Source organism: Actinoplanes xinjiangensis (genome assembly GCF_003148685.1).
Lineage (GTDB): Bacteria > Actinomycetota > Actinomycetes > Mycobacteriales > Micromonosporaceae > Actinoplanes > Actinoplanes xinjiangensis.
Genome location: NZ_QGGR01000053.1, coordinates 1 through 15,063 on the forward strand (window position 1 = coordinate 1; position 15,063 = coordinate 15,063).

The window sequence follows — 15,063 nt, forward strand, 5'->3', positions numbered from 1 at the left end:
ACACCCCCCGGATCATGCGTACGACAGGGGCAGTAAGTCATACCGGACCGAGCGACCGAGCAGTCCCCGGTGGGGACGATCAAAAAGGTAACGGGTTTGCGGGGCGGGGTGCGGCGGGGCGGGCGGGGTTTGGGGGTGGGTTAGCCGTACCCGGGGATCAGGGTTTGGGAGGTGACGACCTCGGCGACCTTGTGCAGCAGGTCGTGGGCGGTGAAGGGCTTCTCGATGAAGGCGATGTCGCCGTCGAGGACGTGGGTGGTGCCGAGGAGGCCGTTGCTGTAGCCGGACATGTAGAGGACCGGCAGCGCCGGGGCGGTCTGGTGGATGATCTCGGCGAGGCGGCGGCCGGACATCTCCGGCATGATCACGTCGGTCAGCAGGGCGTCGCAGCCGTGCAGGCGGAACAGGGCCAGTGCCTGGCGGCCGCCGGTGGCGGTGAGGACGTGGTAGCCGCCGTTGGCCAGGATGCGGGTGACGACCCGGGCCAGGGCCGGCTCGTCCTCGACGACCAGGATGGTGCGGCCGTCGCCGGATGGCGGGGTGTCCCGGCGCAGGACCGCGGGGAGGGCGGCGCCGGACGCCGTCGCCAGCGGCAGGTAGATGCGGAACGTGGTGCCGACGCCCGGTTCGGAGTAGACGTTGACGCTGCCGCCCGCCTCCGTGACGATGCCGTAGACGGTGGACAGTCCCAGGCCGGTGCCCTGGCCCCGGGGTTTCGTCGTGTAGAACGGCTCGAAGATGTGCGCCGCCACGTCGGCGGTCATGCCTTCGCCGGTGTCGCTGACCAGCAGGCGGGCGTAGGTTCCGGGTGGCAGCGGCGGCCGCATGTCGAGTTCGCCGCCGTCCAGGGCTGCGGTGTTCGCCTCCAGGACGAGCGTGCCGCCGTCCGGCATCGCGTCGCGGGCGTTGATCGCCAGGTTGAGCAGCACCTGCTGCATCTGGCCGGGGTCGGCGTGCACCATGACCGGCGCTGGGGACGACACCATGATCAGGTTGATGTGCTCGCCGATGGTGCGTCCGAGCATGGCGTGCACCTCGGCTAGGCCCGCGTTGAGGTCCACGTCCTGCGGCTGGATGGTGTCGCCGCGGGTGAACGTCAGCAGCTGGCGGGTCAGGTTGATGGCCCGGTCGGCGGCGCTGCGCACATGCCGGAGGTCGGTCGCCAGGGCGTCGTTGCCGGCCGCCTCCTCGACGGCGAAGTCGGTGTAGTTGACGATGATCGCCAGGATGTTGTTGAAGTCGTGCGCCACCCCGCCGGCCAGCTTGCCGAGGCTCTCCATCCGCTGCGCCTGGTGGGTGCGTTCCTCGACGGCCCGCTGCCGTTCGGCCGCCTCCTTGATCGCGGTGATGTCGCGGACCACCGCGGAGAACCCGACGGGGTGCCCGAACCGGTCCCGGACCAGGGCCACGCTGAACGACGCCTCGACCGGGGTGCCGTCCTTGCGGAAGCGGCGCGTCTCGTACGGCACGCCGCGTTCCCCTGTCCGGATCCGATGCATCATGTCGCGCTGTTCCTCGGCACCGGCGTCGTCGGTCAGCACCCGGGCGTGCCTGCCGATGATCTCGGCGGCCGTCCAGCCGAAGATCCGTTCCGCGCCGCGGTTCCAGGCCGTGATGACGCCGTCCAGGTCGGAGCCGATGATCGCGTCATCGGTGTGCTCGATCACCGCCTCCAGGGTGGCCCGGTGCGCGTCGGCCTCGTCCTGGAGCCGTTCCCGCTGGGGGTCCGGGTATATCGCCCCGGCCGGTGCCCGGGTCCGCCGGCGGACCGTCCAGTAGTAGAGCCCGGCCACCCCGGTCACCACGTTCCACCAGGCCAGCGCCCACACCCAGTCGATCGAGACGGCGTGTTCGGCGTGGCCCAGGCCGGCGAAGGCGAGGTACGCATGCAGCCCGTGCCCGACCGCGGCGGTCAGGAAGATCAGGGCCGTCGCCACCGCGAGCCGGTTGCTCCGTAATCGGCCGGCCCGGGCCACCGGCACCGTGATGACCACCGTGATCGCCGCGTACGTGATCATGGTGCCCAGGTTTCCCAGCAGAAAAAGCTGTTCCGGCACGGTCGTCATATCGGTCCCGGGTCGGTCATGCTGAGGGGCTGAACCGTCTGTGGGGGGATAGTGCGAGTCGGAATCACCGGGGTCGGCGCCCATCTGCCGGAGCGCGAGGTCACCACGACCGAGCTGCAGGACCGGATCGGGAGGCTCCCCCGCGGCCTGCTCGCCCGGCTCACCGGCATCGAACGGCGGCGGGTCGCGGCCGACGACGAGTACGCGTCCACGCTCGGGCTGCACGCCGCCCGCGACGCCCTCGCCTCCGCCGGCCGGCACCCGTCCGACGTCGACCTGCTGCTGTTCGCGTCGGCCAGCCGGGACATGGTCGAGCCGGCGACCGCGCACATCCTGCAGGACGCGCTCGGCAGCCGGGCGCACGCGCTCGACGTCACCAACGCGTGCAACAGCTTCGTCAACGGGATCGACCTGGCCCGGTCGATGATCCTGGCCGGGCGGGCACGCCGGGCGCTGGTCGTCACCGGGGAGACACCGAGCCGGGTCATGCGGCCGCGGGTGTCGGGGCTGGCCGAGGCGCGGCGGGCGTTCGCCGGGTACACGTTCGGTGACGCCGGTGCGGCGGTGGTCGTCGAGCCGGTCGAGCGGGGCGGGATCATCGACGTCGACACCGCCACCCACTCCGAGCACTGGACCGTCGGCGGGATCCCGGGCGGCGGGTCCCGGCATCCGCGGGGCGAGGAGCACACCTATTTCACCGGGGACGGGCACCGGCTGCGCGGGGTGTTCGAGACCATCGGGGCGGGCATCCTGGACCGGGTCCGGGAACGCACCGGCATGGAGTACACCGAGTACGCCCGGATCCTCGTGCACCAGGTGACGATGCCGTACCTGGAGAAGTTCATCGAGGTGACCGGGGTGCCGAAGGACCGGCTCGACGTCACCGTCACGACGCTGGGCAACATGGCCAGCGCGACCCTCGGCGTGCAGCTCAGCCGGACGTACCCGCAGCTGTCGGCCGGGGACCGGGTCCTGTTCATCGGGCTCGGCGGCGGCGTCAGCATGATGACCATGGTGTGGGAACGGTGATGACCGACCTGTGGGTGGTGGTGCCCGCCTGGAACGAGGCCGCGCGGATCGGCGCCACCCTGGACGCCCTCGCCGCACAGACCGACACCGGTTTCACCCTCCTCGTCGTCGACAACGGGTCCACGGATGCCACGGTCGCCGTGGTCGAGAAGTTCCGGCACGGCGCGCCGTTCCCGGTGGAGGTGCTCGTCGAGACCGAGAAGGGTGTCGGCTGCGCGGTCGACACCGGGTTCCGGCACGCCATCGCGGCGGGGGCGGTGCTGCTGGCCCGTACCGACGCCGACTGCCTGCCCCGGCCCGGGTGGGTGGCGGCGGCACGGACCGCGCTCACCGGCGGCGCCGGCCTGGTCTGCGGGCGGATCACCGCCCGGCGCGACGAGCACGGACCGGCCGGGCGGGCGGTGTTCGGGCTGCTCGTGGCGTTGGCGGCGGCGTTCGGGCGGATCCGGCCGGCGCATCGGGACAGCGGCTTCCGGGCCCCCTACCGGATGCACGCCGGCAACAACATGGCGATCACCGCGGCGCTCTACGAGGCGTGCGGCGGGATGCCGCGGCGGCCGTCGCCGACCGATCGGCTCTTCCTCAATCGGGTACGCCGGACCACCTCATCGATCGTGCACAGCCGGTCGATGGTGGTGGAGAACTCGACCCGGCGGCTGCGCGCGTACGGGGTGCTGCGGACCGCCCGCTGGTACCTCGACCGTGGCAGTGGCGCCCTGACCCCGGACCCACGATGAGGGGAACCACTTGCTCGACGCGCTGAGTACCGGCCTTCGCACGACTGACGACCGTCCGGCTCTGCTGCGCGGACGGCGCACGGTCACCCGGGGCGAGCTGGCCGGGCTCCGTGACCGGTACGCGACCGCCCTGCACGCCCGTGGCCTGGGTCCCGGCGACACTCTCGGGCTGGCGATCCGCCCCGGTCCGCGGGCGGTGGCGATGGTGCTCGCGGCGTACCGGCTGGGCGTACGGGTGGCGCTGCTCGACCCGACCGCCGGGCCGGACGTGCTCACCGCCCGGCTGTCGCTGGCCCGGCCCGCCCTGATCGTCGCCGACGCGGCCGCCCAGGCGGTCGCCGGATGGGCCGCCCCGCTGGCCCGCCGGGCCGGACTGGCACTGCCCGACTTCACCACGCTCGGCCCGACCGTCACCGTCGGCACCCGCCTGCCCGGCAACGCCCCGGCCCTGACGCTCACCTCCGGGCCGGTGCCGCCCGCCCACGACGGCGACGGTGACGCCGTCATCATCTTCACCTCCGGCACCACCACCAGCCCGCGCGCGGTCGTGCACACCCGCGCCGGGCTCGACGCCGGGCTGCGGTCCGTCGCCGACCTGGTCCGGCCGGTCGCCGGGGTGCCGGTGCTCGGCGCCACGTTCTTCGTGACGGTGCCGTCGCTGGCCGCCGGTGCGCCGGTCGCCGCCCCGGAACGACGGCCGCGCTCGCTCGCCCGGCAGATCACCGGGCTGCGCCCGCAGGCCGTCTACCTGACGCCCCCGCAGTTGCGGGTCGCGCTCGACGGCGGCGTGCCGTTCAGCGGGCGCGTCTACAGCGGGTCCGCGCCGGTGTCCGCGCACCTGCTCGACCGGGTCCGGGCCGCCGGAGCCGACGAGGCGTGGGGGGTCTACGCCCTCACCGAGGTGTTCCCGGCCGCCGCCGTCGAATCCCGCGAGAAGGGCGCCTGGTCCGGCGGCGGCGATCTCGTCGGTGACCTTCTGCCCGGTGTCCGCGGCCGGCTCGACGAGTCCGGGCAGCTGCTGCTCGCCGGGGCCGGGGTCTGCGACCGGTACCTCGGCGGCGAGCCGCACGAGTGGGTCGCCACCGGCGACATCGCCGGCCTGTCCGGGCGCCGCGTCGTGCTCGGCGGCCGCAGCAAGGACATGATCCTGCGGAAGGCCGAGAACATCTATCCCGGACTGTACGAGCCGTCGCTGCACGTGCCCGGCGTCTCGCTCGCCGTCCTCGTCGGGGTGCCCGCCGGTGACGGCGACGAGAACGTGGTCGCGATCGTCGAGACCACCCCCGGCGCGGACCGGGCCACCGTCGAGGCCGCTCTCCGCGGGCCGCTCGACCGGATGGGTTCGGCCCGGCCCGACCGTGTCATGTTCGCCCCGGTGCCCCTGGCGGGGCGATCCCGCAAACCCGACCGGCACGCTGCGGCGTCGCTCGCCTCCGGCATACCCCATCAGCGGGTACGGCCATGAGCGCCGCCGGCCCCGGGCCGGATCGGGGTACGGCCGTGAGCGGCGCGAACCACGACGACGGGCCCGGGCCGGGCGCCGTGACCATCGCGGTGGTCGTGCCCGCCTACGACGAGGCCGGGTCCATCGGGGCCACACTGGCGGCGCTCGCGCGGCAGACCGACCGGGACTTCCGGCTGGTCGTCGTCGACAACGCGTCCACCGACGACACCGTGGCCGTGGTCCGCCGCTTCGCCGGGACGGTCCCGTTTCCCGTGGAGATCGTCACCGAGACCGAACGCGGGGCCGGCACCGCCGCCGACACCGGGTTCCGGCACGCCATCGCGACCGGGGCCACGTGGCTCGCCCGTACCGATGCCGACTGCCTGCCCGCCTCCGACTGGGTGGCGACGCTCCGGGCGTACCTCGGCAATGGTTTCGATCTGGTCTGCGGCCGCAGCGTCCCGCGCCGCGACGAGCGGCCCACCTGGGCCGAACGTCATGTCTTCCCCGCCGCCGTCCGGCTGGCGGCGGTGTACGGCCGCTACCGCAAGGCACACCGGGCGCCCGAGTACCGCAGCCCCTACGTCCTCGTCCACGGGCACAATCTGGCGCTCACCGCCGACCTGTACCTGCGCTGCGGCGGCACCGCCCGGGAAGCCCTGGAGGACGGATCCGAGGACGTCACCCTCCTGAACCGGGCCCGCCGCATCACCACCCGCATCACCCGCGCCGAGGACGCGGTCGTCGAATCCAGCCTGCGGCGGCTGCGTGCGTGGGGCGCCCGCCGAACCCTCTTCTGGTACTGGGATCGCCGGTACCGTCCGCCGAGCACGGCCCAGGTCCACGTCCGCTGACCCGGTGCGGCGTGCTCCCCTCCCGGTGCGAATTGACCCGCGCGCGGATGCACACGATGATCGCGTTCCGCGGTGGGGTGCGGTGAGATTGCGGGGGGAGGCCGACATGTCGCAGGAACGGGCGCGCCGCCGGGACCGGCAGGTCTATCTGCGCAGTCATCCGGTGCTGTTCGCGCTGCTCGCGGCGACCCGGAGGCGGCCGGCGGCCCGCATCGGCACGACCGTTGTCGCCCACTCGCGGGACGCGTTCACCGATGGTCTGGTCCGGGTGCCGCTCGACCGTACCGCCGAGGGCACCACCGGCGGGGCCGCCGGACGGCTGACCGGCGGCGGCCTGCTCTTCGACCAGGAGGGCGACGATCATCGCGGTTCGCGCCGTGGGCTGGCCGAGTCGCTCGGCGCGGACGGCGTGAACCGCCTGCGCCCGGTCTGGACCGAAGTACTCGACCGCCGCCTGAAGCCGCTCGCCGACGGTCAGCCGGTCGACCTGGTCGACGTGGCCGCCGAACTCTCCGGCGCCACCGCCGCCGCACTGCTGGGCCTGACGGTGGATCCGCTCGCACTCGCGTCCGCGGCCCGTGCCGCCGCCGCGGCCGGTGCCCGCGAACATCTCCCCGGCTTCCCGTTTCCCAGCCACCGCCGGGCCGCTGAGCGTGCTGCCGCCCACCTGAACGCCCTGCTCGACCGGGCTACCCGTAACGCTTCCACCGGCCCAGAGGCCGAAGCCGGTGCCGGTTCCGGTCCCGAAGTCGGCGCCCGAGCCGGGGTCAGGGCCGGGACCGAGGCCGGGACGGGGGCCGGGACCGAGGCCGGGGTTGAGGCCGGGACCGGTCTTGCGGCGATGCTGGCGGTCGCCGCGATCAACACGACGGTCGCCGGGTTGCCGCGCGCGGCGGCCTGGTGCGCCGATGCCGACCTCTGGGCGTACGCCGAGACCGCCCCCGAAGCACTGACCAGCGAACTTCTGCGCGTGACCGCTCCGACCCCGCTGCTCCCCCGGGTGGCCGCCGCCGCCGGAACCGTGGCCGGCCGGCCCGTGCGCCGGGGCGACCGTCTGCTCCTGATCGCCCGCCACGCGGTGGGCGCCCACGACCGGGACCCGTCCCCGTCCGACCCGGCGCCGCCACAGACCGCGCAGCTGGTGTTCGGCGCCGGGCCGCACGCCTGCCCCGGTGCACGGCTGGCCCGGCTCCAGCTGATCGACGCGCTGTCCGCGCTGGCGCCCTACCGCCCGGTCGTCCACACCGCGCGGGCGGACCGGGCCAGTGCCCTGCCGAGCTGGGCCACCCTGACCGTCATCGCGACCCGCCGCCCACCCGCGCCCGGCGACCCGGCCGGCCGGTCCGACGGGTGAGAGGATCCGGGGCGTGCTGACCGGCCGGATCGCGATCACCGGCGCCAGTGGGTTCTGTGGGGGCGTGGTGGCGCGGGCGGCCGCTGCGGCCGGGGCCACGGTCGTCTGCCTGGGGCGGCGCCCCGGGCCGGTCGGGGAGCACCGGTTCTGGGACGCTGCCCGTACCCCGCCGGATCTGACCGGAACCGACGTCGTGCTGCATCTCGCCGCGGCCGTCGGTGACCCGGTGCCCGGCCGCGCGTCGGAGGCGGCCTTCCGGGCGGTCAACGTGGACGGGACCGCCCGCCTGCTGGAGGCCGCCGGCGACCGGCCGGTCGTGTGGGTGAGCAGCGCCAGCGTGTATGCGCCCGCCGGACCGGAATCGATCAGTGAGGACCATCCGCTCGGCGGGATGACCGCCTACGGCCGGACTAAAGCGGCGGGCGAACGACTGGCACGCGGCGCGGGGGCGGTGGTGCTGCGGCCGCGCGCCGTCTACGGGGCGGGTGATCCGCATCTGCTGCCCCGGCTGCGGCGGGTGGTCCGGGGCGGCCGGGCGCTGCTGCCGGGACCCGACGTGCCGCTCAGCCTGACCGCGGTGGAGAACCTGGCCGGCGCCTGCCTGGCGGCGATAGGCCTCCCCGCGGCCGCCGACGATGCGGAGGGCCGGAGGGCGCGACCCGGCAACGCGGCGGGCTGGCCGGCAGGGGTCCATGAAATCGCGGACGCGGCGGGCCGGCCGGGAGGGGTCCATAAGATCGCGGACGCGGCGGGCTGGCCGGCGGGGGTCTACAACATCGCGGACGCGGTCGTCTACCGGCGGGACGCGGTGGTGAGTGCGGTGTTCGGTGTGCCGGTGACGCATCTGCCGGTTCCGCTGGTGGACGCGGCCGCCGCGATGGCCACGGCGGCCGCGCGGCTCACCCGGCGTCCACCGGTTCTCTCGCGGTACGCCGTGGAGCAGCTCACTCACCCGGTCGTCCTCGACATCAGCCGGGCCCGCGCGCAGGGCTGGACCCCGCGCCGCACCTTCGCCGACTTCCTGAACAGCCTTCCGCCGTCCTGAACAGCCTTCCGCCGTCCTGAACAGCCTTCCGGCTTCCTGAACAAGCTTCCGCCGTCCTGACCCCGCCTCGGCGAAAGAGGGCGAAAGAGTCAGCGGCCGCGGGCCAGATACGCGGCCCGGCGCTCCGGGGTGGCGGCGAGGTCGGTGGCGGTACGGGCCAGAAGTTTGGCGGCGTGGAGCAGGGCCTCGTCACCGGCGGGACCGGCGGCTTCGGCGGCGAACTCGCGGGTGTGGGGCATGGCGGTCACGCCGCGGAGGCCGATCATCGGGTGGATGGACGGTACGGCGTGGCTGACGTTGCCCATGTCGGTGGAGGCCGCGCTGAGCCCACCGGGCAGCGGAATCGCCGTGCGGCCGAACGCGGAGAGGTGGCCGCTGTACCGCTCCATCAGCCAGGTGTCGTTGCGCAGGTCGAGGTAGTCGGGTTCGGTGCGGCGGAACTCGACGGTGGCGCCGGTGGCCAGGGCGCCGGCCTCGAAGCAGGCCTGCACGCGCCGACGGAGGGTGACCAGCCGGTCGGCGTCGGGGGCGCGGACCTCGTATTCGAGGACGCTGCGCTCGGGGATGATGTTGGTCTTCTCGCCGCCGGTGCGGACGAAACCGGCGATCCGGTAGCCGGGCGGCGTCTGCTGGCGGAGCAGGCCGATCGCCACCTGGGAGATCACCGCGGCGTCGGCGGCGTTGACACCGTCCCAGGGTGCGCCGGCGGCGTGGGCGGGCCGGCCTTCGAACGTGACCGAGAAGCGGCTGCACGCCTGGGTGCTGTCGCCGGCTCCGGCGGTGTCGGCGGCCGGTCCGGGGTGGACCATCATCGCCACGGTCACGTCGTCGAAGGCGCCGCGCTCCAGCATCAGCTGCTTACCGGCGCCACTCTCCTCGGCGGGGGTGCCGAGGAGGGCGATGCGGAAGCCGTACCGGTCGGCGGCGGTGCGCAGTGCGATGGCCGCGCCGGCCGAGGACGCACAGATGATGTTGTGGCCGCAGCCGTGGCCGATGCCGGGGAGCCCGTCGTACTCGGCGCAGATCCCGATCGTCAGGTCGCCCTCGCCGTAGGTGGCGAGCAGGGCGGTCGGCAGATCCCACATGCCTTTGCCGACGTCGAACCCGGCCTCGTCCATCAGCGCCGCGAGTTTCGCCACGGAGGTGTGCTCCTCGAACGCGACCTCGGGCTCGGCGTGCAGGCTGTGGCTCAGCCCGATCAGCCGGGCCTGCCATTCGTCCACCGTGGCGTCCGTCCCCAGTGACATGCCGTCATCGTATGCCGGGCCATTCGCCGGGGCATTTCACCGAACCGGGTGGACCACGGCCCACCAGCCGGGATGCTCGCCCCGGGCCGGGGTGGACCGGCGCGCGGCCGGCCCATCCCCCGGCGCGCGGCCGGCCCATCCCCCGGGGCGCGGCCGGGTCAATCGCGGGTGGGGCGCCGGCGGGTCAGGAGCAGGGAGAGCAGCCCGGCGAGGATCAGGCCGGCACCGGCGAACCCGAAGACGGTCACATCGGCGCCGGTGAGGGCGAGATCGCTGCCGCCCGTACCGCCGGCGGGGTCTGCGGGGCCGGCGGGGCCGGCGGGGCCGGGGACCGGGACCGGATCGCCGTCGGCGACGGGAACGGGCTCGGCGACCGGGCCAGGCCCGTCGTCGTCAGCGGGGACGGAGGGTGATGCCGATGCCGATGCCGATGCCGCAGGCGAGGTGGTGTCGCCGTCACCGGAGTGGTCCGGGGACTCTCCGCCGCCGGGGAACGGGCTGGGCAGGCCCGGGCCCGGGCGGTCGCGGTCGGCCGGGGCGGGCGCGCAGGCCGTGACCGACAGATGGCCGAGGGCGACGTCGAGCACGTGGATCCTGCCGAGTTTGACCTCGACACGCAGGGTCGAGGCTTCGGCGGAGACCTGACGGCCGCGCCGGGACTCCCGGACCTCGCCGAGGGAGAGCCGGACCTCGAGCGCGACGGGCGGGCCCTGGGCGGCGCCGCCGAGGAGGCCGAGGGAGACGACGGCGCCCGCGTCCTTGAGCACGTGGACGGGCCTGCCGGCGGTGTGGACCTTGAGCACGGCCGGGCGGTAGCCGACCTCGGCGTCGCCGGGGCGGGTGCCGGCGACGGCCTCCAGGGTGGGCTGGGTGACGACCTTGACCGAGATCTCCTGCGGGGTGCCGGGGAAGAGGCTCAGGTCGCCGAGGGCGGCACCGGCACCGGACCGTACGCCGACCCGCCCGTTCCGCAGGCGGACGAGGTCGGTCGCGCTCTGGGTGGAGCCGGTCGGCCCGATCCGGAGGAGGCTGGTGGGCCGGCCGGCCGCGGTGACGGCGCCGTCGAGAACCGACAGCCCGCTGAGCATGGTGGCCGACCTGGTCAGTGGTCCGATCCTGCCGCAGCGGTAGGCGTCGTCCCAGGTGGCGTACGCGGTCGACCGGCCGGCACCGGCGGTGGCGAGACCCGCGGCCCGGAAGGCGGTGAGGTCCACCTCGGCGGGGCCGCCGGGGCCGGGTGCCGCGTGCCGGGCGCCGGCACCGCCGCCGGGGAGCCCGAGGATGCGGGCGTCGGCGTGCCGGCCGGAGGCGATGCTGCGGTGCGGCCGTGCGGTGCTGTCGACGGTGCCCTCGGCGCTCGCGAGGCGCACGTCGGCGAGAGCGGGCAGGCCTCTGGTGAGCGGCCGCGGGTCCAGGACGGTGATTCTCGCGAGGTCGGCCCGGGAGCGTGCGGTGAAGTCCTCGTCGCAGTCCCGGGGCGTCGTGGCGGCGACGGGGGCGGCGGGCACGGCGAGCGCGGCGGCCACCAGCGCGTGCAGAGCGATCGGCATGAGGTCCCTTCCGGAAGGGGCGGGTTGTCCGATCTCTCATCGCCTTGCGCAGTTTGTTAGGTACGGGGCTTTCGATCGTCTTTCATAATGAGCATCTATGCGCAAACCAGACAGTTCCTCCGTTAACCGCCTATCTCAACGATCGGTACGGTCCTCCGGATAGCTGGCACCCCCGGTGGATTCCTCGGTCAACGGCCGCGCCCCACCCTCCGGCGGTCCGGCCGGCGACTGCCCACCGGCGGCGAGCTGCGGGTACTTCGCGTCGAAGGCGGGCCGCTCGGAGCGGATCCGGGGCATCCGGTCGAAGTTGCGCAGCGGCGGCGGGCTGGAGGTGGCCCATTCCAGCGAGTTCCCGTGCCCCCACGGGTCGTCGGCGGTGACCACCGCGCCGGCCCGGTACGACTTCCACACGTTGTAGAGGAACGGCAGCGTGGCCGCCCCCAGCACGAACGAGCCGGCCGTCGAGATCATGTTCAGGGTGGTGAAGCCGTCGTCGGGCAGGTAGTCGGCGTACCGCCGGGGCATGCCCTCGTTGCCGACCCAGTGCTGCACCAGGAAGGTGGTGTGGAAGCCGATGAAGGTGAGCCAGAAGTGCACCTTGCCGAGCCGCTCGTCGAGCATCCGGCCGAACATCTTCGGGAACCAGAAGTAGATGCCGGAGAACACCGCGAACACGATCGTGCCGAAGAGCACGTAGTGGAAGTGGGCGACCACGAAATAGCTGTCGTGCACGTGGAAGTCGACCGGCGGCGACGCCAGCAGCACCCCGGTCAGGCCGCCCAGCAGGAACGTCACCATGAACCCGACCGCGAACAGCATCGGCGTCTCGAGCGTGATCTGCCCGCGCCACATCGTCCCGATCCAGACGAAGAACTTCATCCCGGTCGGGATCGCGATCAGATAGCTGAGCAGGCTGAAGAACGGCAGCAGCACCTGGCCGGTGGCGAACATGTGGTGCGCCCACACGCTCATCGACAGCATGGTGATCAGGACCGTGGCGGCGACCAGAGTCTTGTACCCGAAGACCGGCTTGCGACTGAAGACCGGCACCACCTCGGTGATGATCCCGAAGAACGGCAGCGCGATGATGTAGACCTCGGGATGGCCGAAGAACCAGAACATGTGCTGCCACAGCATCGGCCCGCCGGTCTCGACGTTGAAGACCTGCGCGCCGAGCACCCGGTCGGCGGCCAGGGCGAAGAGCGCCGCCGCCAGGAACGGGAAGACCAGCACCACCAGGACGCTGGTGAGCAGGATGTTCCACGTCATGATCGGCATCCGGAACATGGTCATCCCGGGCGCCCGCAGGCAGAGGATCGTGGTGATCATGTTGACGCCACCGAGGATGGTGCCCAGGCCGGACAGGGCGAGGCCGACCACCCACATGTTCCCGCCGTAACCCGGCGAGTGCTGCCAGGTGCTCAGCGGCGTGTACGCCGTCCAGCCGAAGTCCGCCGCGCCGCCCGGGAGCAGGAACCCGCCGAACGCGATCAGCCCGCCGAAGAAGTACAGCCAGTACGCGAACGAGTTGAGCCGTGGGAACGCCACGTCCGGCGCGCCGATCTGGATCGGCACCACGTAGTTGGCGAACGCGAACACGATCGGCGTCGCGAAGAACAGCAGCATGATCGTGCCGTGCATGGTGAACAACTGGTTGTACTGCTCGGGCGAGAGCAACTGCATACCGGGCCGGCCCAGCTCCGCGCGCATCAGCAGCGCCATCGCGCCGCCGAGCACGAACCACGCGAACGCCGTGACCATATACATGATCCCGATCTGTTTCGCGTCGGTGGTGCGCAGTGCGCGGGCCAGCCAGGAGCCTCGGACCTGTCGCCGCAGGGGCCACGGCCGGGACTGCACGGGGCGAGGGGAAACAGCGGTCATCGAAAGTCCTCCCTGGACTGTTCGTACTCCGCGCCGACCATCAGCACAACCCGGCGGCTGCATACCCCCGAATGCCGCCGCCTACCGTTCCTCTCCCTCACTTGAGCTGTCGAGGCCGCCTGACCAGTCGGGTGGGTCGGCCGGATGCAGCCGGGGGTCGTCGACGAAGAAGGTCCGGACCCGGCCCACCGGGGTCAGGGGACCCTCGAAGCGGACCGTGACCCGGCCGATGCCGCTGCCCTGCACCCAGCCGGCGCCGTGGTCGTCGTGCCGCACGTCCTGCCCCGGGCGCCACACCGGCACCGCGGCCGGAACCGGCGGCGCGGAGACGAACCCGGCGGCGGTGGGCGACGGCGGGGCGGTCACCGCAGCGGGCGCCGGACCGACGGCCGGACCGACGGCCGAACCGGCGACCGGACCGGACACGGTGACCGCCGGCGCGGCCGGGTCCGGCGAGCCGGCTCCGGCCGGGGCGTCCGCCGCCGCCGGCGGGAGGTCGCCGGGGAAGGTGAGGACGGGTGGATCCTCACCCGCGGCGGAGAAGAGGTCGTCCTGGGCGAAGTCGTAGAGGGTGGAGACGCCGACGCCGAGCAGGCGGATGCCACCGGCTGTCGGCACCTCGCCGAGGAGGCGGCGGGCGAGCTGGGCGATCAGGATGCCGTCGTCGGTGGGCTGGTCGCGGGTCAGGGCCCGGGTGACCGTGGTGAAGTCGGGGTGGCGGACCTTGATGTTGACGGTGCGGCCGGTCAGCCCGCTGCGGCGGAGCCGGCCGGCGACCCGGGCGGAGAGCAGGTCCAGCTCGTGGTGCAGGCGGGCCGGGTCACGGACATCGATGTCGAAGGTCTCCTCGGCGGAGACGGACTTGGCCTCGCGGGAGCTGACCACCGGGCGCGGGTCGTCGGCGCGGGCCAGCCGGAACAGCCCGTGGCCGTGGGCGGTGCCGAACCAGTCGACCAGATCCTCCAGGGAGGCCGCGGCCAGATCGCCGACCGTCCGGATACCGGAGCGGTGCAGGCGCTGCTCGGTGGCCGGACCGACACCGCCGAGCCGCCGGACCGGCAGCGGATGCAGGACCAGCAGCTCGTCGCCCGGCGGGACGATCGTGAGGCCGTCGGGTTTGTTCAGGTCGGAACCGATCTTGGCCAGGAGTTTGCTGGAGGCGGCACCGATGGAGCCGGTCACCCCGCCGGTGGCGGCGGCGATCTCCGATTTCAGCCGGGTGGCGAGCGCGGTCACCGCGGGCACGCTCAGGTCGGTGCCGGTCGGGGCGAGGTCGATATACGCCTCGTCGATGCTGACCTGCTCGACCAGGGGCGAGACCCCGGCCAGCAGCTCCATGACGACCGCGCTGGTCCGCTGATACGCCGGGAACCGGGGCGACAGGAAAGCCGTGTTGAGCGGGCAGCGGCGGCGGGCCTGCGCCATCGGCATCGCCGAGTGCGCCCCGTAGGCACGCGCCTCGTAGGACGCCGTGGACACCACCCCGCGCCCGGCCACCCCACCGACGATCACCGGTTTGCCCCGCAGTGACGGCTTGTCGCGCTGCTCGACGGCGGCGAACATCGCGTCGAGGTCGACGTGCAGAATGCTCGCTTCCCTCCTCACTCCCGCAGCGTAAACGCCGGGTATGACATGCCCCGCGCATCGGGTGGCACCGGGCTCCCCATGGTCGGTGGCCGCCTCGGGAGGAGGTGGCGGAGAGTAGATGCGCGTGTATGGGAGCGATAACAAAAACTCGGGGGAAGCTGCTTTACAGGCCTCCGAAAGCTGTGCCACGATACGGCTCGATCACGAATAGTCGGACATTACCCCAGCTAGCAGGCATCAACCCGGCCGAAGGCACAGATAACCTT

Annotated in this window: 11 protein-coding genes; 6 read left to right on the forward strand and 5 right to left on the reverse strand. The window is 73.3% G+C overall.

The window, feature by feature from the left end; genetic code table 11:
- Positions 1-140 precede the first annotated feature (140 nt).
- A complete protein-coding gene (locus tag BC793_RS47325; RefSeq protein WP_275416312.1) occupies positions 141-2,018 on the reverse strand; it encodes a PAS domain S-box protein in 1,878 nt (625 codons plus the stop codon).
- A 99-nt stretch (positions 2,019-2,117) separates the two neighbouring features.
- On the opposite strand from BC793_RS47325, the gene BC793_RS47330 reads away from it, so the two are divergent.
- From BC793_RS47330 to BC793_RS47355, 6 genes are all read left to right on the forward strand, one after another.
- Positions 2,118-3,095, forward strand: a complete 978-nt coding sequence (locus tag BC793_RS47330) for a 3-oxoacyl-ACP synthase III family protein (protein WP_109603209.1) — start codon at positions 2,118-2,120, stop codon at positions 3,093-3,095.
- Positions 3,095-3,832: a glycosyltransferase family 2 protein gene (locus BC793_RS47335; protein WP_109603210.1), complete on the forward strand. Its 738-nt coding sequence runs from the start codon at positions 3,095-3,097 to the stop codon at positions 3,830-3,832. The genes BC793_RS47330 and BC793_RS47335 overlap by 1 nt, the downstream gene beginning before the upstream one ends.
- A gap of 10 nt (positions 3,833-3,842) precedes the next feature.
- Complete coding sequence (locus BC793_RS47340) at positions 3,843-5,297, forward strand: class I adenylate-forming enzyme family protein (protein WP_109603211.1); 1,455 nt, start codon at positions 3,843-3,845, stop codon at positions 5,295-5,297.
- 35 nt (positions 5,298-5,332) lie between these two features.
- Positions 5,333-6,130, forward strand: a complete 798-nt coding sequence (locus BC793_RS47345; RefSeq protein WP_239170695.1) for a glycosyltransferase family 2 protein — start codon at positions 5,333-5,335, stop codon at positions 6,128-6,130.
- A gap of 106 nt (positions 6,131-6,236) precedes the next feature.
- Complete coding sequence (locus tag BC793_RS47350; protein ID WP_109603213.1) at positions 6,237-7,484, forward strand: cytochrome P450 family protein; 1,248 nt, start codon at positions 6,237-6,239, stop codon at positions 7,482-7,484.
- Positions 7,485-7,497: 13 nt separating this feature from the next.
- Positions 7,498-8,529 (forward strand): NAD-dependent epimerase/dehydratase family protein, encoded by a 1,032-nt coding sequence (locus tag BC793_RS47355; RefSeq protein ID WP_239170694.1) that lies wholly within the window; start codon positions 7,498-7,500, stop codon positions 8,527-8,529.
- An 89-nt stretch (positions 8,530-8,618) separates the two neighbouring features.
- Here BC793_RS47355 and BC793_RS47360 read toward each other — a convergent pair whose 3' ends face one another.
- The 4 genes from BC793_RS47360 to BC793_RS47375 form a co-directional block, all read right to left on the reverse strand.
- Entirely contained in the window at positions 8,619-9,776 is a 1,158-nt protein-coding gene (locus BC793_RS47360) for a M20 family metallopeptidase (RefSeq protein ID WP_109603215.1), read from the reverse strand.
- A 158-nt stretch (positions 9,777-9,934) separates the two neighbouring features.
- Positions 9,935-11,326 (reverse strand): hypothetical protein, encoded by a 1,392-nt coding sequence (locus BC793_RS47365; RefSeq protein WP_109603216.1) that lies wholly within the window; start codon positions 11,324-11,326, stop codon positions 9,935-9,937.
- 135 nt (positions 11,327-11,461) lie between these two features.
- Positions 11,462-13,210: an aa3-type cytochrome oxidase subunit I gene (ctaD, locus tag BC793_RS47370; protein WP_109603217.1), complete on the reverse strand. Its 1,749-nt coding sequence runs from the start codon at positions 13,208-13,210 to the stop codon at positions 11,462-11,464.
- An 81-nt stretch (positions 13,211-13,291) separates the two neighbouring features.
- Positions 13,292-14,815, reverse strand: coding sequence for a DNA polymerase IV (locus tag BC793_RS47375; RefSeq protein ID WP_109603218.1), 1,524 nt, complete (start codon positions 14,813-14,815; stop codon positions 13,292-13,294).
- Positions 14,816-15,063 lie beyond the last annotated feature (248 nt).